This window comes from Tardiphaga sp. vice154 (assembly GCF_007018645.1).
Lineage (GTDB): Bacteria > Pseudomonadota > Alphaproteobacteria > Rhizobiales > Xanthobacteraceae > Tardiphaga.
In genome coordinates, this window is the sequence record NZ_CP041399.1 from 4,056,701 (window position 1) to 4,075,943 (window position 19,243).

The following is a 19,243-nucleotide window of genomic DNA, read 5'->3' on the forward strand; positions in this document are numbered from 1 at the left end:
TGTGCTAAGCGCAGGCGATAAGTCCGCGGAACAACAGTCGAAGAAAGAGCCTGCATTGCCTCATAGGGGTATTATCGCGCTCACCGGCGCGAGCGGTTATATTGGCCGGGCAACCGTCCGAGCGGCCCTGTCGAGGGGCTATGGCGTCGTTGCACTGGGGCGTCGGCCGCTGGATATCCCCGGCATCGAATTTCAACGCTACGACTTGCAGGATGACGGTGCTCTCGTCATCCCGCCCGGATGCGTCGCGATACTGCATCTGGCCGCAGATACCCGCGCTGGAAGCCGCGCCGATATCGACATGGAAATGAAAGCAGCAAACCGGATCGTTGACGCGGCTCGTGAATACGGCATGCCGCTGGTCTTCGTGTCGAGCCAGACGGCCGCTCCTAACGCGGCGACCGACTACGGACGCGCGAAGTGGCGTGTCGAGCAAATCGTCCTGCAAGCATCCGGCTGCATTGTGCGACCGGGCTTCGTCTATGGCGGCGAACCAAGAGGGCTGTTCGGCCAGCTATTTGGGCTGGTGAAAACCCTGCCCGTGCTGCCGTCGTTTCTGCCCGCGCCCGTGATACAGCCCATTCACGTCAACGATCTCGCCGCAGGCCTTGTACAGGCGGTCGAGCAACGCAGCACCGGTGTCATCAGCCTGGCGCAGGACGACGCCGTCACGTTCACCGATTTCCTGCGCATCCTGGCCAGCGACCGCCTACGAAGGCCGAGGATTTTCGTGCCGTTTCCGGCCTTTGTGTTGTCCCTGATTGCCCCGATAGCGGCGGCCGTCCCGGGTACTCCCGATCTCGGCCGCATCCGGTCGCTATATGCCATGAAGGAGATGCGGACGGTCGCGGATCTGCAAAAGCTAGGGATCCGACTCCGCAGCCTTGACGACGGCATGCACTGCAGTGGCTGCGGTCGCCGGCGACGCCAGCTGCGCGAAGCAAAAGCCTTGCTGACCTATGTTCTCCGGCAGGCGCCGCCTTCCTCGCTGCTGCGCCGCTACGTCCATGCGATCGACGCGCTCTACGTAGCCGACGAGCCGCTGGCTTTACCTGCGCTAGTTAGGCGATTTCCGATGTTGCTCGCTGCCTACGAGCGGGCGGCCGGCAATCAGAAGAATTCGAAATTCAGATTCCGGCTATCCAGCGCCATCCTGATCGCGGAGGCGTCGCCGCTCGGGGCGCGGCGATTTATGCTCAGCCATGCAATACATCCGATCACTGCACTGTTCCAGATGGCTATTGCTGTAACAAAGGAGGGCTTAATGCGGATCGTTTGCGTCGCCCTGGCTGCACCATTAAAGATCGCACTGAAGAAGATTGAGCGCGAAACCCGATGACAGAAGTTTATGATGCTATCATTATTGGTTCGGGCCCAGCCGGCACTTCGGCGGCATTTCCATTGTTGGAAAGTGGTCATCGTGTTTTGATGATCGATGGAGATGTCGGTGGATCTCCGCTGTTTCCATCAGCGGCTTTTTCGGATGCAAGACAAACCGATGTTGACCAATGGCGGTGGATGTTAGGCAGCAAATTCTACGCAATGAAAGCTCGCGAAATTGCGTCACCTAAATTCAGAGTTCCTGCGCTGGAATCAGTTTTTTCGGATTTCCAGGCTGAGAATCGCATCCACACCCATAACTTTACCGCAGTTGGATCGCTCGCAGCGGGCGGGCTGTCCAATGCATGGGGGTGTGGGGTAACGCAGTTTGACCAAAAGGATTTGGCAGAATTTCCATTCCCGCCCACTGCGCTCCAGGCATCGTATGAACGGGTCGCACGCAGAATCGGAATCAGTGGCCGCAGTAACGACGACTTAGAGCAATTTCACGGGCTTGATCAATGGGCGCAAGATGCGCTTCCGCTGGATAGGCTACAAGTCGATCTACTCGCCAAGTACACCAAAAATCGCGATAAATTTCAACGCCTTCATATCAAAATGGGGCGCTCCCGATTGGCCGTGCTATCCGCTGACTTGGCAACTCGTAAAGGCTGCAACCTATCCGGCAACTGCCTCTGGGGATGCTCTAGAGGCGCGTTGTACAACTCACGATCTGAATTCGAACGCTTGGCGCGGATTCCAACTTTTCAGCGAATCGATGGAATTATCGCCGGGGCCTTGTCCAATAACGTCGAGGGGTGGACCGTCGACTGTCGCGACAGAAGGACCAGCACACCGGTAACGTTGCGCGGACGTAAAATCCTGCTTGCAGCCGGGTGCATTGCCAGCACTCGATTGGTGCTAGACTATTTGAATCTCGTTCAGCAACCTGTGCGTTTGGTTTCAAACCCGACCGCGGGTTTTCTGGCTTGGTTTCCAAGGGCTCTAGGTGCTGTCCAACAGACGGGCTTCACAGGTTCACAACTGTCTTTATCCATTTCGTCCGAAAGCGGCGAATTAGCTGCATTTGCAGCATTGTTTCCAACTCGAGGACTGCCAACCAGTGAATTCCTTCGTTACCTACCTATCAGTAGCCGCTACGGAATCGATTTTCTGAAAACGTTTCTTCCATCGTGTGTCGCGGGAAATATCTTCTTCCCAGGGTCGCTTTCCGACCACCGAATGGTGCTTAGTGATAAGCGCGAGCTACATATCACGGGTGGCTTTTCGCCAGACCTCGCTTTGAAGCAGAAGATGATAAGCAGAAGTATGGCCAAAGCAATATGGCTGCTTGGAGGAATCATTCCACCAGGAGGCTGTGTCTTGGGAGCTCCCGGAACTGACGTGCACTACGTCGGCTCCCTCCCAATGAGGGCAAAACCTCAATTAGGAGAATGTCATCCGACAGGCGAAATAGAGGGAATGAGAGGTGCCTTTGCAATCGATGGAGCAAGCCTTCCTAGCCTGCCTGTGAAGTCACACACGCTGACTATAATGGCAAATTCTGATAGGATCGCAGCTGGCATATCTGTTGCCGCTAACTAGCCTGCTCTTTAACGAAACTGCCGCGTCCCAAATTACGATTTCGAATTAAGCTGCAAGCGGGGAGACCGTAATGAGTGAAACAAACCTGGAATTTCAGGCAACCAAGACAGACCCAGAATCCCTATCAGAATACCTTCGACTATTCCAATCTTGCTTTCCAACGGCCGGTCACTTTAGCGAGCCATATTTGCGGTGGCTCTATCAGGAAAATCCGGAAGGCACCATCGTCGGTACTGATGCCCTTGAAAATGGAAGAGTCGTTGCACACTACGTTTGCGCTCCCGCATTGATACGGACAAATCAAAGCGCAAATCCTGTAAAAGCTTTACTGTCTCTGAACACGGCGACCCTCCCAAGTCACCAGGGGCGCGGACTTTTTACGGCTCTTGCAAATGCAACCTATGAAAGGGCTAAGATACAGCAGTTCGCTGCAGTGTTTGGCGTTGCAAACCAGAATAGTGTTGGAGGTTTTTCGAGGAAGCTCGGATTTCAAAACGTCCTTGGGCTTGAGGCCCGCCTCGGGGTTGGATCTTTTCCTCGCATGGACTGGAAGGAAGCGAAAGCCAAAGCATGCTTTGAACGTATATGGAAAACGGAGACCATCCGGTGGAGAGCGCGCAATCCTTCCAACACGCTAAAACAATCCCAAGACCACGACGGTAGCATAAGGGTATCCGGAAAAACCAATTTTCCGCTGATCGATGTTCGTGCTAATATATATAACAACTCTTTAGTTGTGAAAACCGATCAAACAAGTCTCTCCTGCCGACCGTTTCACTTGGTCTTGGGATCGGAGCCAAAAGGCACAGCAAGATATCGATTTTCGTTACCCATTCCTGATAGGCTGAAACCCTCCCCCCTGCGATTCATTTATAGGAATCTGCAGGATCCATCGGAAAAATTGGATCCGGATTCAGTGCTGTTCACTTTTTTGGATTTTGATGCGTACTAACTCGCGGCCAGTAACTGTTTTTTTGTTTGCTCACCAAGACGACGAAATGGGCGTTTTCGCCGAGATTCAAAGCACCCTGTCACGCGGAGACTGCGTTGCTTGTTTCTACTTAACAAACGGTGAGACCGCGCACGCGACGTCCGAAACTAGGAACGCCGAATCGCGGAAGGTGATGGCGGCACTAAATGTTCCCTACGACAGCCTCTTTTTTGTCGGGACCGAATACAACATTCCCGACGGAAAGCTGTTCGACCACCTTGAGATAGCTTTTACCGCCGCCCTTTCAACAATGCATGGATTTTTCAAGATAGCCAAACTTGTGATCCACGCCTGGGAGGGAGGACACCAAGATCATGATGCTGCACACGTCCTAGGCTTAGCAATTGCTAAAACCTTGAGCTTAACCCATACGAGCCAACAATTTGCGCTCTATCGAAATGATCCAAGCTCCTATCTGCCGTTCGTGATGTTTAAACCTCTCAAATCAAATGGCGCTGTAATAGAGGCATCCGTTCCAGTATGGCAACGTGTTTTTCAGCTCGTTCTTCTTCTCCGCTATCGGAGTCAGCAACGTTCCATCCTTGGTCTTGGTCCGTTTATCGCGTGGCACTACTTAACTCGAGGCACGCAACAGCTACAGCCGATTAATCTGGAGAGAGTGCAAGAGCGCCCACACGAAGGAAAATTGCTTTACGAAAATAGAGCTCATGTAAGCTACAGCATCTTTCGTGAGGCTGTAGGTGCATTTTGCGCGAAATACGGCCTTTAAGTATATTCGATCAAGCGTACGTAGCCGATGCACAATCACGGGTACGCAGGATAATCGTCGCGCTCAATGACCACCGGAGACTAAATGGACTTTCAATGTAACGTCTGCGGGCACATGGCTAGCGGGATCGCAATCGAGGCCATCGACCGGGAAGTCTCGTCCTGTCCACACTGCGGATCTTCGGTTCGATTCCGCAGCATTGTTCATCTGCTCAGCCTCAGCCTGTTCGGCAGATCGATGGCGCTGCCGGACTTCCCGGTGAGCCCACAGATCACCGGGATCGGGCTTTCCGATTGGGATGGCTACGCCGTGCCGCTGGCCTACAAGCTTGACTATACTAACACCTATTATCACCAGGAGCCGTTCTTCGACATTTGCAAGCCGGTCGGCGATCGCAATGCTAGTTGCGACTTCCTGATTTCCACCGAGGTCTTCGAGCATGTGCCTCCGCCGGCACAGATCGCTTTTCAGCATGCGCTTGACGTACTTAAGCCCGGCGGCGTACTGATCCTGACCGTTCCGTTCACCAACGAAGAACAAACCAGAGAGCATTACCCGGAACTGCACAATTTCGAGATCGTACGGTTTGACGATGAATTTGTAATGGTCAACCGCAGCCGGGATGGCCGACATACTCTTCATGAAAACCTGGTGTTTCATGGCGGCCCAGGCACGACGCTGGAAATGCGGGTTTACAGCCGCGCCGCGTTGCAACGCCATCTCGACGCCGCAGGTTTCGTCGATATCCAGTTCTTCGATCAGGACGTGCCGGAATGGGGAATCCTGCACAAACATCCATGGAGCCTGCCGATCCTGGCCAGGCGTCCGGGCTCGACGGTCGCCGCGACGGACGGTGTGGCAGCCAAGCCTGCCGCGAAGGCGACGCCGTCTACGACATCGCCGCCCCCCTCTGCCGCATCTTCAATGCTCGCACCGGACCGGGCAAGCTTGGTCCGCGACATTCCGACCCTCGTCCTCATTGCCTGCGTCGCGATCGGCATCTTCGGAATCGTGCAATCCAACCTGCTCGCCGAATCGCTCTGGCAAAAACTGCTGGTTGACCAGACAAAGTATCTGTTCGCCGGTGTCGGTATGCTTGCGACCGCTGCGTGCTTTGCCGCGGCCAGATTCCGGCGCAAGGCGGAAAGCGTCCTGGCCCTGTTGCTGCTGGCATTCACCATGATGGTGTGCGGACCAGCCGCGACCTCCGTCGTGCTTTTCTTCCTGCTGTCGTCGTGGTGCCTCGGCATGGTCATCTTGCAGCTCTTCAAAACCCGGCAGGATCCGGCCGATGCCGTGATTGCTGTTGTAACGGGCTGGTCGATCTACGCGATGCTGTTCACATTAGTCGCATCGATCCCCGTCAACATGGCTGCGACCCACGCGGCCGTACTGGGATTGCCAATCCTGCTGGCCGCCACGATGCCCGCGATTCGCGGTCAGCTTCGATTGTCGTTTGCCGGGGCATTCGGCCCTCCGGTGAAACCTGGCTATGGAGACGTCGTCCGGAACGCGGGTCTGGTGGTTTGCGTCGTGATCCTGTCGATGCATCTGGCGATGGTCGCGTTGCCAGATCGCTTCTTCGACGCGCTGCTGTCTCACCTGTACATTCCGTCTTACATGTCGGCGCATCGCGCCTGGAGCTACGATCCCGGCAATGCCTTTTCGTTCATGCCGAACGCCGCCGACATGCTCTATGCCGACATGTTCATGCTGCAGGGCGAAACTGCGGCGCGACTGCTGAACTTTGCCGCGTTCTTTTTTACCTGCGTAGCGACGTTCCAAATCATCTCTCGGTTCTGTTCCCGTTCGGTTTCGGTCTGGGCCATTGCGCTGCTGGTCTCGATCCCGATGACTTTCATCGAATCATCGACGCTGTTTGTCGAGAACACGCTCGCGCTGTTTTTGACAACCGCCGTCATGGCCGTAGTCGTCGCTCGGTTTCGACTGCTGGGGCGCGATCATCTGGCGATCATGCTGCTCCTCGCCGGCGCCACCATGGTCAAACTGCACGGCGCGATTGCTGCGGTGGTGATCGGAGCGATCAGCCTCGCGCTCTGCTTGCGGGGCAGAAGAACGCCGCGGTCCCTCATGACAATTTACGCGATCACCCTCGCCATCGGCATCATTGCGCTGTGGCCGTACTACTACGCATGGCTGAAGACGGGAAACCCGGTGTTCCCGTTCTACAACCAGATTTTTAAGTCGCCGTTCTTTCCGCCGGTCAACTTTGTCGACGGACGCTGGATCGGCAAATTCTCGGTGACGTTTCCCTACGACGCAACATTTGCCACTGGTAATTTCGTCGAGGCCTATAACGGCGCGCTGGGCTTCACGCTGTTTGTGTTTCTTGCCGCCGGCTTTGCAGCGGCGCTGGTGGTGCGCAACCGGGTAGTACTGTTTTGCGGCGGTCTCGGACTATTCTTCGTAATCGCCTTTGCGTCGCAGATTCAATATGTGCGTTATCTGCTGATCTTCGTACCGCTGTTGATGGTGCCCGTCGCACTGGCGATCGAGCACATTTGTAAAATTCGTTTCATGCCGGTCCCCCTCGCCTGCCTCGTGGTCGCCATCGTCGGGCTCAATTTCTACAAGATGCCGGCTGGCGCAGGCGTGCTTGGTATCTCTGATCTGAGCGCCTGTTGCGACCAAAATGCGCGACGTCAGCTTGAATTTTTTCAAGTGCCTGATCGCATTGCCAACCGCATTGTCAACGAACAGGCAGGCTCCACCTCACGGGTTCTTTATATCAGCAATCCATTCGGTGCGTTGCTGACCGGCACTGCAATTTACAGCACTTGGCACAATTCGAGCTATGCCGCCGATTTCGCCGCCGTGAAGGACGAACAGGATTTGAAAAAGCTGATCGATCAGATCGCGCCGTCCCATGTCATCGTCAACGCTACAGGGGTTACGCCGTTGGAAAAGGTTGCCGATGCCTACATGCAGACTAGGGGACGCTTGATCACGCGCGTCGGATGGATCGCCGTTTACGCATTGGAGGCTCGCCCTTGAGAATCACCGCAAGCCCCATCCTTAGCGGTCGCCCGCCAGTATCTGGCGGACGGCTGCTCTGACATTTCGGGATCAGGGGGCCGGCCGCTCGTTCTTGCCGTGGCCAAGCGCCGAGAGAACGGATCGTGCCATGCTTTCGCGAGAGTAGAATTCCTGTGCAAATGCTTGCTGGGTGGCGGACTGGGCAATCCAAGCCGGGGCGTCCGTCAACAGGATAGCCAAGGCCTCGGCCTGGCGCGCGACATCGTCGTGAACCGGGACAATGTCCGCAAGGCCCGGTATGCCCTGCGCGCCGATGGACGTGGTCACCATCGGCAGGCCGCGGCTAAGCGCCTCGATCACCTTGCCTTTGACGCCGGCGCCAAATCGAAGCGGAGCCACCGCAACACGGCACCTTTGATAAAGCTCTTCCAGAGCGGCCTCGGAAATATAGCCCGTAACTTCCACGTTCGACGCCGACAGAGCCCGGACTTCAGCTGTCGGACGCGAGCCAGCCAGAATGACCTTAACGGAACCGACCTTACGCTCGAGCTCAGGGAGTATCTGATCCACCAAGAACCTGGCAGCATCGACGTTTGGCGCGTGGGCGAAGCCCCCCACGAACAGGAGGGTTCGCTCTGTAGGAGGCACCAGCCGCTGCGGATGCTGGTCGAAGGAGAAGGGCACGATCCCGCACGCGACCGTGCCCGGTGACATTTGACGCACTACGGCGGCCTCTTCTTCCGACGGATAGATGACGATGTCGAAGTTGCGCCAGACGTGGCGTTCGAGCCGCTCCATTCTATTCGCCGCGATCTCGCCATCCCGACTTCCGTCCAGCTTGGCCTGACGACGTATGCGAGCGAAGTGCAAATCGACGCCGTAAAAACTCCGAACCGCATCGGTGTTTCCCAGCAAGCAAGGGATGGCGTAGGCGGCGACATCCGGACGAACGACAAGAACGTGGTCCAGTTCTTCGCCGTACTTCCTCATCCAGCTCGTGAGGTCGCCGGGCGAACGGCTGTCCAGCACCTCGATGCCCCGCTGTTCGAGCAACGGCGTATAGGTCTCGTCGTAACCGCGGCTGTGCGGCCAAAACTTCACCAGCCAGCCCGCATCCACCAGACTGTCGATAATTCCGACGATGCTGCGTGAGCCCGCATCCTGGTCGGGTTGCGGAATATAGTGGTCGATGACCAACATGAGCTTTCGCGCGGCTGCCCGGTCCTTAGCTCGGATCACTCGCTCGCCATTGGCAAAACTATTGCGCGTGAGATCGGCGCCCCAACGCTCGACCATTCGCGCCTGATTGACGACCTGGTGAGCCTTTACGCCCTGCTGAAGGTCGGTGCCATGCGACATGCCTTCGTGGTGGACGACCACCGACTGCGGCTCGTAAAGCACCTTCAATCCGCGGGCGCGAATCCGGAAAGCCAGATCGACGTCCTCGTAATAGGCGGGAACAAATGATTCATCGAAACCGCCCAGTTCGGCGAACAAATCACGGCGAACAATTATCGACGCACCGGAGCAGTAATCGACTTCGCGGACATAGTTGAACTCTGGCGCCGCGGGATCCTGACCGCGGCCGTAATTCCACCCAGATCCATCCTTCCACATGATTCCACCGGCTTCCTGCAGCTTTCCATCGGGGAATAGCAGCTTTGAGCCAACCAAGCCGACGTGGGCGCTCAATTCCAGCCGATCGACCAAGGCATCGATAGTGTTTGGGCGCAATTCGGTGTCGTTGTTCAGAAAGTATAGATATTTTCCCTTGGCTCTCTCGGCGGCGCGGTTGCAGCTCAGCAGAAAGCCGAGATTCGTTTCGTTGCGTGAAAGTTGAATTCCGCTCACGGCTTTGAGCCGCGATGCCTCCACCTCATTCGGAAAAGCATCGTCGACAACTAGGACTTCGATCGGATCGCGTGGTCGATATTCCGCAATCGACGCGAGACAGGCCAGTGTCAGATCTGCCTGGCCATAGGTGGAGATGATGATCGACACCACGGGTTCCGGCGCGCTCGGAACTCGGATGGCCGCGGGATCTGCGGACGAGTACGTTTTTCCAGATTCAATCAAAACTTCAGACTGGCCGCCACGCAACGTACCACGAGCTGGACCGCGCAACGCCGTGAGCACCCGCCAAGCTGATAGCATTAACCAACGGAGCGCTTTTGCGACGAGGGGAAATCGCATGACAACGCCGCGCAATCGGGATACGATCCGCACCGCGATGCTGCCCTGCACGACTCGGAGCGCATGCTCGGCGGCATCAGCCCGGATCGTAAGCGCCTCGATGACTCTTACGGCGTGGGCTTCCCGTTCTACTCCTTCAACCGCGCGCTTCGACGCCTCCTGCTCGCGCTTCGACGCCTCCTGCTCGCGCTTCGACGCCTCCTGCTCGCGCTTCGACGCCTCCTGCTCGCGCTTCGACGCCTCCTGGAGAAGTATTTCCAGCCTTCGCGCCTTCGCTTCGGCGACCATGACAACGGTCATCTCGAAATGGTCCGACGCGGCAGCGCCAAGCCTGCTGTAACTATCGCGGATAACATCTGCGGCCGGGCTGCTGGCGGCATCGAATAAATCACGAACGGCCGGCGGAAATTCGTTCCCCATTCCCAACACGCCAAGACCGTTGCCGTGCAGGAACTCAAAATGCGGATACTTCTGCACCAGCTCGGCCCAAAGCTTATAGACGCCAAAGCCACGTTCGTGGACATTGGTGTCATGAAACAGAACCACCGCATTGGGTTTCAGCTTCGGAATCCACGACTGGAAGTCGTGGCTAACATCTTCGAAATAGTGGCGCCCATCGATGTGTAAGAGATCGATCGACCCGTCTGCGAAGCTGGGAAGCGCGTCGTCGAAGGTTGATCGTATCATATGTGAGAAGCCTGAATAACGGCTGTCTATGTATTCTTTGAGTTCATCATACACTTCGTCGCTGTAGTGGCCCGCGTGCTCGTCTCCTTGCCAAGTATCCACGGCATAGCATTGAGTATCGATGTTCAGCTTTTTGACCGTTTGGCAAAAGGCCGCGAACGAATATCCTTTGTGGGTGCCAAGCTCCACGATGGTTTTTGGTCGATAGGCGTCGATCAACCAGAAGGCGAAGGGGGCGTGCTGGGCCCAACCGGAACCCACACTTGAACGTTCGGGAAGCCAGAACGAACAAGGCGAAATCAAATTACCTGACACGCGAAATCCTTTACGCGAACGATTGCCAAAAAAGTTTGGATCTCTCTTAGAGGCTTTATAGGATCAGCATAGTTTCGGATCAACGTTATAGCAGCTGTTGCGCGCGGTCTTAGCAGATGCGGAAAATACATTCTATGGTTGTCTATACTCGCAATAATAAGCGAGACCGGCAGTCGTTCAGAACGTCCCGAACCGTTGTCTCGAAATCGTATGCCGGACACCAGTCGAGCATGCGGCGCGCCTTGCTGGCGTCGCCGACAACAACAGCGAGGCCTGAAGCCAGCGCTCTCTCCGGATCGGTCTCCACCGTAATATTGACCTCGGTTTCGGACAACAAGAGCGCCAGAATATCGGATATCTTGCGAGGGATGCCGGACGCCACATTAAGGATCACGCCGGGCTCCAAGTAGTCACTACGCTGAATGCCCAGGACGTAGGCATCAGCGACATCGCGGACATCGAGAAAATCCCGTCGAGAATCGAGATTTCCCACCCGCATGACGGCAGGGGCAAGGCCGGCTTCAATGCGTGCGATCTGCATGGCGAATGCGGGAATAACAAACGCTTCGGTCTGTCCCGGCCCTGTATGATTGAAAGGACGAAACCGAATGCACTTCAGTCCTTTCATGGCCATCGCGCCCAGTGCCAGATCGGCCGCCGCTTTTGAAGCGCCATATTCATCGTTCGGCGCCAGCACCGTATCTTCGTCTAGCGGCAATCCGGACCCGGCGCTCTCGCCATAGACAAGACCTGACCCGACATGCACCAAAACGCACTCTGGCACCGCGCTCATTATGGCATTTGCCATGTTGCGGGTAGCATCGAGGTGAACTTGCCAGCCGACGGTGGGGTCAGCATTGGCAGCCGCGGGGGCAGCGATCGCCGCCAGGTTAACGACATGGGTCGGCTGATATTGCGCGACAACCGCGCGCACAGCCTGTGGGTCGGTGACGTCGAGTTCGGCGATCCGTCCGCAAAGCGGATCATCGCGCTGCTTAAGCCCGGTACCAAGAATTGAAACGGCGCCGCCAAAAGCCCGGCGCAGCGCGGTGACCAGATGCGGCCCGACAAATCCGCCGGCGCCCGTGATCAGGACCCGATGGGGCGAGGACATTCTGCCGATCACAGATGTTCGTGGAGCTTGAATCGCGTGAGATCGGCTTCCACCATCTCCGTGACCAATTGCTCCAGCGTTGTTTCGGACTTCCAGCCAAGCCGCGCATGGGCCTTCGAAGCATCGCCGTGCAGCACGTCGACTTCGGCCGCCCGCAGATACTTCGGGTCAATCACCACGTGATCATCCATGTTAAGTCCGACGTGGGAAAACGCCAGCGAACAAAACTCTCGAACCGACGTCGTTCTGCCGGTCGCGATCACGTAATCGTCCGGAACGTCCTGCTGCAGCATCAGCCACATGGCCTTAGTATAGTCGCGTGCGTGCCCCCAATCGCGCTTGGCATCGAGATTGCCCAGAGAAAGCGTCTTCTGCTTTCCGAGCTTGATCTGCGCTACTGCGGCCGTAATCTTACGAGTTACGAACTCGATACCGCGCAGCGGAGATTCATGATTAAAAAGTATACCACTGGAGGCATGCATACCAAAACTTTCGCGATAGTTCACCGTCATCCAGTGCGCATAAAGTTTTGCCGCGGCATAGGGCGAGCGCGGATAAAATGGCGTGGTTTCCGATTGTACCGGTTCCTGTATCAAACCATACATTTCCGAGGAAGAAGCCTGATAGAAACGCGCCTCCGGACAAATGATACGAACCGCTTCCAGCATATTGGCGGCAGCGAGTCCGGTGACATGGCCCGTCAACAGCGGCTGCTGCCAAGATGACTTGACGAAAGATTGCGCCGCGAGATTGTAGACTTCCGACGGCCGGACGTCACTGAGAATCCGGATCAGGCTGGAGATATCTGTCAGATTGCCGTCATGCAACGTCACCTTGTCATAGACGCCGATCCATTTGAGCCGGGTCGCGATCACATCGGCCGACGCGCTCCGGCGTAACAGGCCGTGCACCGCATAGCCCTTATCGACCAGGAACTTTGCCAGATAGGCTCCGTCCTGGCCCGTGATACCAGTCAAAAATGCAATATTCTCGGTCATAGGCTCAGCTTTGCAACCCGGTCAGCAAACCTGCCGGCGACATTTTAATATCGTTTGTGTCTAAGGTTGTCACCTCGGCATTGGGAGCCCAGCCGCTTATTGTCGCAAAGAGTGTAAATGCAGCGCTGTATTGACGTATCCGGCCGAGCGAGAAGCGCGGGCCGTAGCGACTTTGCAGTCTCCAACAGTCGTAAGCGCTTGGTCAAGAGCTACCCTGCAGCGGCTCGCTGGGAACATTGTATATATCGTAGGCAACTGCGGCCAGCAGGAGTTGCGAGCCCAGGATGATAGGCAACGAGGCCAGCATAACCGTCCCGGCCGGCGTCTCGACGCCGTTCATGCCGTTGCCGATCCAGTTGTAAACTCCCCAAGTCAAACCGAAACACATCAGCAGTATTCCCACGATGGTCTCGATGGTCCCGATGCTTACGTCGCGCAGGATGTAATTGTAAAAAAAACGCTTGAAGAAATTGAGCAAATACTTACCCGGGAAGTCGAAAAGTACCTTACTGATCCGCAGATTGCTCTCCTCGTCGCCATAGAATGCCGGCATCGAGACGTCGCGCACGGTAGCGCGAACGATGCTGAGCCGGAAGAGCATATCCGACTCAAAAAAATAACGCGCGGCAAGCTTTTCCAGATCGAGCAGCTTCAGCGTCGATTTGTGTATCGCGGTGAAGCCGTTCGTCGGGTCCATAATGTTCCAGTAGCCGGTCGAGATCTTGTTGACGAACGACAGTGCGGAATTGCCCAACACCCTTACGAAGGGCATTTGACGCAGGTCCTCTATATTGAAGAACCGGTTTCCCTTGGTGTAGTCGGCGCGGCGCGCCACTATAGGCGCGATCAGAGAAGCGATCTGCAAGGGGTCCATTTGGCCGTCGCCATCCACCTTGACGACGATATCGACGTCGTCAGCTAGGGCAGCGCGATAACCCGAAACGACGGCACCGCCAACGCCCCGATTGACCTGATGCTGGATGACGCGGACATTAACGTACGGAAAATGCTCCGCCACAAGGGCACCAGACCCTTCGGGACATAGGTCGTCGACGACGTAAATCATGTCGACGACCGGGAGCGTTCGCTCGACGACGTCGATGATGTGCTTGCTAACCCTAAAGCAAGGGATGACGGCCGCGACTTTCATTTCTTACCTTTTAGCGAGACCTGGCATTGCCTAGCTCGTCGCAGCCAGCCCGAGCACATATTTCGCGTAGTCGCTCTTGCCAAGCGCCTGCCCAAGCTTCTCCAGCTGCGCGCGATCGATATAGCCCTGGTTGAAGGCCACCTCTTCCGGGCACGCGATGCGAAAACCCTGGCGCCGTTCAAGTGTGGCGACGAATTCTGCGGCTTCCAGCAGGCTGTCCGGCGTGCCGGTGTCAAGCCAGGTGAATCCGCGGCCCATCTTCTGCACGCCGAGTTCGCCGCGCTCCAGATAGACCCGGTTGAGGTCAGTGATCTCCAGCTCGCCGCGCGCCGACGGCTTGATGTTTGCGGCGATGTCGACCACCTGCTGGTCGTAGAAATACAGCCCCGTCACGGCAAAATTGGACTTCGGCTGCAGCGGCTTTTCCTCGATCGAGGTCGCCCCCCCGTCAGCGTCGAAGGCGACCACGCCGTATCGTTCCGGATCCGAAACATGGTAGGCAAACACCGTGGCGCCTGAGGGCCGCGATGTCGCGCTGGCCATCAGGTCCGGCAGGCCGTGACCGAAGAAGATGTTGTCACCGAGGATAAGCGCGGATGGGCCGCCCTCGACGAACTTGGCGCCGATGATGAAGGCCTGCGCCAGGCCTTCGGGCTTCGGCTGTTCGGCGTAGGACAGCGACAGGCCCCAGCGCGCGCCGTCGCCGAGAAGCGCCTTGAACAGCGGCAGATCGTGCGGGGTGGAGATAATCAAAATCTCGCGGATCCCCGCCAGCATTAGGGTGCTGAGCGGGTAGTAGATCATCGGCTTGTCGTAGACGGGCAGAAGCTGCTTCGAGGTGACTAGCGTCATCGGATAAAGCCGCGTGCCGCTTCCTCCGGCCAGAATGATGCCCTTCAATATCCTACCCTCGTCTACGATTGCAGGAGACGATCCAAGCAATTCGAAAGGGACGTTTCCAACGATTGCAGCCGGATGTCAAATACATCCGCCAGCCGGGCCGTTGCCAGCCGCGAATTGGCCGGCCTGGCCGCCGGCGTCGGATAATCTGCCGTGGTGATGGGATCGACCGGCACGGAACGGCCGCCCCGCAGCGCCGACTGCCGGACGATCTCGCGGGCGAAGCCGCACCAGCTCAGTGCGTCGGGACCGGCGAGATGCGTCACCCCGGCATGTTCGGGGCGCCAGCGCTGCCCGGCAATCTGCCAAGCAATTGCCAGCGTCGCATCGGCAATATCGGGCGCATAGGTCGGGCAGCCGACCTGGTCGTCCACCACCCGGAGCCGGTCGCGCTCGGCCGCCAGCCGCAGCATGGTCCGGACGAAATTGGCGCCGAACGGCGCATAGACCCAGGCTGTGCGCAGCACGACGTGGTGCGGATTGGCGGCGGCCACCGCCCGTTCGCCGGCTAGCTTGGACCCACCGTAAACGCCCTGCGGCGCGACGGGGTCGCTCTCCACATAGGCGTCCGGCTTCCGGCCGTCATAGACGTAATCGGTCGAGAAATGGATGATCGGCGCACCGTGCCGTGCTGCCGCCGTGGCCACGGCGCCGGCGCCGGCGCCGTTGATGGCATATGCCTGCTCCGGCTCGGATTCAGCCTTGTCGACCGCGGTATAGGCCGCCGGATTGACCACCACATCGGGCCGAAACGCGTCCAGCGCCCGGTCGACCGAGGCCGTATTCAACAGGTCCACCTCGACGCGACTGCTACTGCCAAACACGATATCTTCGCGGCCGGCCGCGGCCTCGAGCAGCGCGCGGGCGACCTGGCCCTCGCCGCCGATTACGTAGACGCGCATGCCGACCTCATGCCTTGACCAGGCCAAGCCGCTCGCCGCCATACACCTTATGGCGCAACGGTTCCCACCAGTGGGCGTTGTCGAGATACCAGCGTACCGTCTTCTCGATACCGGTCTCGAACGTCTCCTGCGCGCGCCAACCGAGCTCGTTCTCCAGCTTGCTGGCGTCGATGGCATAGCGCTGGTCGTGGCCGGGTCGGTCGGTGACGAAGGAAATCAGGTCGTGATGCGAGGAGTTCGCCGGACGCAGCTCGTCCATCCAGGTACAGATCTGCTCGACCACGTCGAGGTTCTTGCGCTCGTTGCGACCGCCGATGTTGTAGGTCTCGCCCGGCACGCCCTTCAAAAGGATAACACCGAGCGCACGCGCATGGTCCTCGACATATAGCCAGTCGCGCACGTTGGAGCCATCGCCATAGACCGGCAGCGTCTTGCGATCCAGGGCGTTGAGGATGACCAGCGGGATCAGCTTTTCCGGAAAGTGATACGGCCCGTAATTGTTCGAGCAGTTCGACACGATCACCGGCATGCCGTAAGTACGGTGCCAAGCCTTGGCGAGATGGTCGGAGGCCGCCTTGGTCGCAGAATAGGGCGAGGAAGGATCGTAGGGCGTGGTCTCCGTGAACAGGCCGTCGGCACCCAGCGAGCCATAAACTTCGTCGGTGGAGACATGGATGAAGCGGAAATCGATCGCGCTCTTGCGCGTCTTGAGATAGCTGCGCGCCGCTTCCAACAGCGTGAAGGTGCCTATCACGTTGGTCTGCACGAATACGTCGGAGCCCGAGATCGAACGGTCCACATGACTCTCGGCGGCGAGATGAACCACCGCATCAGGCTCATATTTGGCGAAGATTGCGTTTACCGACGCGGAATCGCAGATGTCGTGCTTTTCGAACACGTAATGCGGGCTGGACGCCACCGGAGCCAGCGACGCCAGATTGCCGGCATAGGTCATCTTGTCGAGCACGACCACGTCGTAGCCGAGGTCGACGATGAAATGACGGCAGACGGCCGAACCGATAAAACCGGCGCCGCCAGTGACGAGAACCCGCATCCGCTACTCCTCACCCATATATTTGAAAGCCGGTGGCGCATCCGCCAGCTTCGGCTGTTTCCGGTCCTTCTCCGACAGAATGACTTCGGCGGCCGAAATCCGCCAATCGATGCCCAGCGCCGGGTCGTCCCAAGCGATGCCGCTGTCACATTCCGGCGCGTAATAGTCGGTGACCTTGTAGATGACTTCGCAGTCATCCTCCAGCGTCAGATAGCCGTGAGCGAAGCCCGGCGGCACCCAGAGCTGGCTCCAGTTGTCCGCCGACAGTTCCGCCGACACATGGCGGCCATAGCTTGGCGAGCCCACCCGGATATCCACCGCGACGTCGAGAATGGCGCCGCGGGTGCAGCGCACCAGCTTGCCCTGGGCATGCGGCGGAGTCTGGAAATGCAGCCCGCGCAGCACGCCTTTTTGCGTCGAGCGCACGTGGTTGTCCTGCACGAACGGCACGGACAGGCCGTGACCGGCGAACACGTCGGTGCGGAAGGTCTCTGAAAAAAAGCCGCGGGCGTCGCCGTGTTTTTTAGGTGTGGCCAGCCAGATATCAGGAATTTCGAGCTTTTCGATCAACATTCTTCGCTTCCCTGGGCCATCGGCCGGTTGGCCTGGATTTGCTCAAACCATCGCCGAGCAACGCCTGGAACCATCAGCCACCGGCTGCTACATAGCCTTACAAGCCTTTGTCGCGGTTAGTCAATTTGGCAAAGACGCGACATCTTTCGAGGTCGCATGATGCTCAGTCCGCGCCCTCGTCCTTCAAAGGAGCCGGCCGCAGGGAGAAGCCGGCACCGAGGGCCAACGCCATGCCCAGCGCGAGCACGACCGGAGCTAGGTTCATAATGGCCAGCTTGGTCCGCTCAAGGGCCGCATGCGATCGCCCGCGCAGCACCGTGCGCTCCAGCAACGCCTTCTCATCCATGTCCTCGGGGCGGATAGTCCGCGGCAACGCCATGCGGATCGTGGGATCGGAAAGCAGCGATGCCAGACGGTCAGCACTCGGATAGGGGATCGCCAGCATCGACTTGTTTTGTAGCGCGGTAATATCGCCGGTCCGGAGATACGCCGCAACATTTGCCTCCTGCTCGCGGCTTTGCGCGGCTTTCTTAATGACGTTCGGATAGGTAGTCCGCACCATGTCCAGCATGAGGCCGCCAAAGGTCATCGCGAGCCAGCCCACTGTGACCAGTAAAACCACCCACTTTTTGCCGGTCAAGCGCACGAGCGTGGCGAAAAACAGCAGGATAGCGAAGTTTACCGGCATCGCCACGATCGTGATGTCGAGATAGCGAGACGAATTCGGCGCCACCGCGCGACCGTAGGAAAGTGACAGGATCTGCCCGAACCACCAGACGACAACGCTAAGGATAACCCAGTGTGGCGAGGTCCGCGCCGGCCGCGCAGCCACAACGAAATAGGCATAGGCGACCAATGGCAAGTTCGTCAGGAGTGCGATCCATGAGCCAGCACGCGGATATTGCAGGCAAGCGAGCAATGCCGTCGACAGTTCGCGGATGTTATGGGCCTTCAGGCCATCGTGACCAACGATGTGAGGAACGTAGGCGATCATCACCGTGGACATCCCGAACAAGATGGCGGCGCCGGCATATTCCTTGCTGCCATGACGGACCCGTAGCAGCAACTGCACCGCCACAATCGCTAGGGCCGCGGCACCGATGAGCGCCCCCGATGCCATCGAGAAAAAGGCTGCCGCCGTGCAGGCGACGCTCAGCCACCAGCGCACACTGAATACGGCGGCCACCGCAAAGCCGGACAGCGCCACAATGGAGAAAATCAGCAACAGATAAAACTGGCTCTGAAAACCGGCCAGCAGGTTTTCCCAGCCGATCGGCAGGACGAACAGCACTGCGGTGAACACAATTAAAGCGATCAACTGGGCAGGGCGAAGGATCCGCTGCAGCGCGAACACGATGAGAAGGATAGCCACCACGTGCAACGCGGCGTTGACCATCATCTGCAGGATCGGGTCCCAACCGCCGTCGAGTTCGAACAACGCGAGCGACAGCACGCGGGTTAGGAAAATACGGTGTTCGTTGTGAGCGGCAAACAACGCCGACCATGAAAGGCTGGAGTTCAGATAGGCCTTGTACAGGCTATCGGCTTCAGCATCCCACTGATCCCAGTAAGGTAGCGCCGAACCAAAATAACGGATGAACAGCATCTTTGCGCCAAAGACGATCAGCGCGAGCCCGACTAGCGCCAGAGCTTTTTCTAGCAATACCTTCAATGCGGCATGCTTTGTCGCGACCGGCTGCGTATTCATTGTATC

The 19,243-nt window shown here is 57.8% G+C and carries 14 protein-coding genes; 5 read left to right on the forward strand and 9 right to left on the reverse strand.

Annotated elements, in window-relative coordinates; genetic code table 11:
- Positions 1–55: 55 nt before the first annotated feature.
- From FIU28_RS19000 to FIU28_RS19020, 5 genes are all read left to right on the forward strand, one after another.
- The gene (locus tag FIU28_RS19000) at positions 56–1,339 is read left to right on the forward strand and encodes an NAD-dependent epimerase/dehydratase family protein (RefSeq protein WP_168209963.1); all 1,284 of its coding nucleotides are present in this window, start codon (positions 56–58) and stop codon (positions 1,337–1,339) included.
- Complete coding sequence (locus FIU28_RS19005; protein WP_143574734.1) at positions 1,336–2,925, forward strand: 4Fe-4S ferredoxin; 1,590 nt, start codon at positions 1,336–1,338, stop codon at positions 2,923–2,925. The genes FIU28_RS19000 and FIU28_RS19005 overlap by 4 nt, the downstream gene beginning before the upstream one ends.
- A 70-nt stretch (positions 2,926–2,995) precedes the next feature.
- On the forward strand, positions 2,996–3,877 hold the full coding sequence (locus tag FIU28_RS19010) for a GNAT family N-acetyltransferase (RefSeq protein WP_143574735.1): 882 nt from the start codon (positions 2,996–2,998) through the stop codon (positions 3,875–3,877).
- The gene (locus tag FIU28_RS19015; RefSeq protein WP_143574736.1) at positions 3,867–4,646 is read left to right on the forward strand and encodes a PIG-L family deacetylase; all 780 of its coding nucleotides are present in this window, start codon (positions 3,867–3,869) and stop codon (positions 4,644–4,646) included. Before FIU28_RS19010 ends, FIU28_RS19015 begins: the two co-directional genes overlap by 11 nt.
- Positions 4,647–4,760: 114 nt before the next feature.
- Complete coding sequence (locus FIU28_RS19020) at positions 4,761–7,661, forward strand: methyltransferase domain-containing protein (protein WP_168209965.1); 2,901 nt, start codon at positions 4,761–4,763, stop codon at positions 7,659–7,661.
- A 72-nt stretch (positions 7,662–7,733) separates the two neighbouring features.
- Here the strand turns inward: FIU28_RS19020 and FIU28_RS19025 are convergent, their stop codons facing one another.
- The 9 genes from FIU28_RS19025 to FIU28_RS19065 form a co-directional block, all read right to left on the reverse strand.
- Positions 7,734–10,838 (reverse strand): class I SAM-dependent methyltransferase, encoded by a 3,105-nt coding sequence (locus FIU28_RS19025; RefSeq protein WP_143574738.1) that lies wholly within the window; start codon positions 10,836–10,838, stop codon positions 7,734–7,736.
- A gap of 142 nt (positions 10,839–10,980) precedes the next feature.
- A complete protein-coding gene (locus tag FIU28_RS19030; protein WP_246660734.1) occupies positions 10,981–11,952 on the reverse strand; it encodes an NAD-dependent epimerase/dehydratase family protein in 972 nt (323 codons plus the stop codon).
- Between the two features lie 8 nt (positions 11,953–11,960).
- On the reverse strand, positions 11,961–12,950 hold the full coding sequence (gene gmd, locus FIU28_RS19035) for a GDP-mannose 4,6-dehydratase (RefSeq protein ID WP_143574739.1): 990 nt from the start codon (positions 12,948–12,950) through the stop codon (positions 11,961–11,963).
- 202 nt (positions 12,951–13,152) lie between these two features.
- A complete protein-coding gene (locus tag FIU28_RS19040; protein ID WP_143574740.1) occupies positions 13,153–14,100 on the reverse strand; it encodes a glycosyltransferase family 2 protein in 948 nt (315 codons plus the stop codon).
- Between the two features lie 30 nt (positions 14,101–14,130).
- Complete coding sequence (rfbA, locus tag FIU28_RS19045) at positions 14,131–15,000, reverse strand: glucose-1-phosphate thymidylyltransferase RfbA (protein ID WP_143574741.1); 870 nt, start codon at positions 14,998–15,000, stop codon at positions 14,131–14,133.
- Between the two features lie 14 nt (positions 15,001–15,014).
- Positions 15,015–15,902, reverse strand: a complete 888-nt coding sequence (gene rfbD, locus FIU28_RS19050; RefSeq protein ID WP_143574742.1) for a dTDP-4-dehydrorhamnose reductase — start codon at positions 15,900–15,902, stop codon at positions 15,015–15,017.
- Positions 15,903–15,909: 7 nt separating this feature from the next.
- Positions 15,910–16,956 (reverse strand): dTDP-glucose 4,6-dehydratase, encoded by a 1,047-nt coding sequence (gene rfbB, locus FIU28_RS19055; RefSeq protein WP_143574743.1) that lies wholly within the window; start codon positions 16,954–16,956, stop codon positions 15,910–15,912.
- Positions 16,957–16,959: 3 nt separating this feature from the next.
- Positions 16,960–17,529, reverse strand: coding sequence for a dTDP-4-dehydrorhamnose 3,5-epimerase (gene rfbC, locus FIU28_RS19060; RefSeq protein WP_143574744.1), 570 nt, complete (start codon positions 17,527–17,529; stop codon positions 16,960–16,962).
- A 163-nt stretch (positions 17,530–17,692) separates the two neighbouring features.
- Positions 17,693–19,237, reverse strand: a complete 1,545-nt coding sequence (locus tag FIU28_RS19065) for a hypothetical protein (RefSeq protein WP_143574745.1) — start codon at positions 19,235–19,237, stop codon at positions 17,693–17,695.
- Between the last annotated feature and the right edge of the window lie 6 nt (positions 19,238–19,243).

Coding starts and splice junctions, on each gene's coding strand:
- FIU28_RS19065 (WP_143574745.1), bottom strand. CDS start 19,237: ATGAATACGCAGCCGGTCGCGACAAAGCATGCCGCATTGAAGGTATTG.
- FIU28_RS19030 (WP_246660734.1), bottom strand. CDS start 11,952: ATGTCCTCGCCCCATCGGGTCCTGATCACGGGCGCCGGCGGATTTGTC.
- FIU28_RS19005 (WP_143574734.1), top strand. CDS start 1,336: ATGACAGAAGTTTATGATGCTATCATTATTGGTTCGGGCCCAGCCGGC.
- FIU28_RS19010 (WP_143574735.1), top strand. CDS start 2,996: ATGAGTGAAACAAACCTGGAATTTCAGGCAACCAAGACAGACCCAGAA.
- rfbC (WP_143574744.1), bottom strand. CDS start 17,529: ATGTTGATCGAAAAGCTCGAAATTCCTGATATCTGGCTGGCCACACCT.
- rfbB (WP_143574743.1), bottom strand. CDS start 16,956: ATGCGGGTTCTCGTCACTGGCGGCGCCGGTTTTATCGGTTCGGCCGTC.
- rfbD (WP_143574742.1), bottom strand. CDS start 15,902: ATGCGCGTCTACGTAATCGGCGGCGAGGGCCAGGTCGCCCGCGCGCTG.
- FIU28_RS19020 (WP_168209965.1), top strand. CDS start 4,761: ATGGCTAGCGGGATCGCAATCGAGGCCATCGACCGGGAAGTCTCGTCC.
- gmd (WP_143574739.1), bottom strand. CDS start 12,950: ATGACCGAGAATATTGCATTTTTGACTGGTATCACGGGCCAGGACGGA.
- FIU28_RS19015 (WP_143574736.1), top strand. CDS start 3,867: ATGCGTACTAACTCGCGGCCAGTAACTGTTTTTTTGTTTGCTCACCAA.
- FIU28_RS19040 (WP_143574740.1), bottom strand. CDS start 14,100: ATGAAAGTCGCGGCCGTCATCCCTTGCTTTAGGGTTAGCAAGCACATC.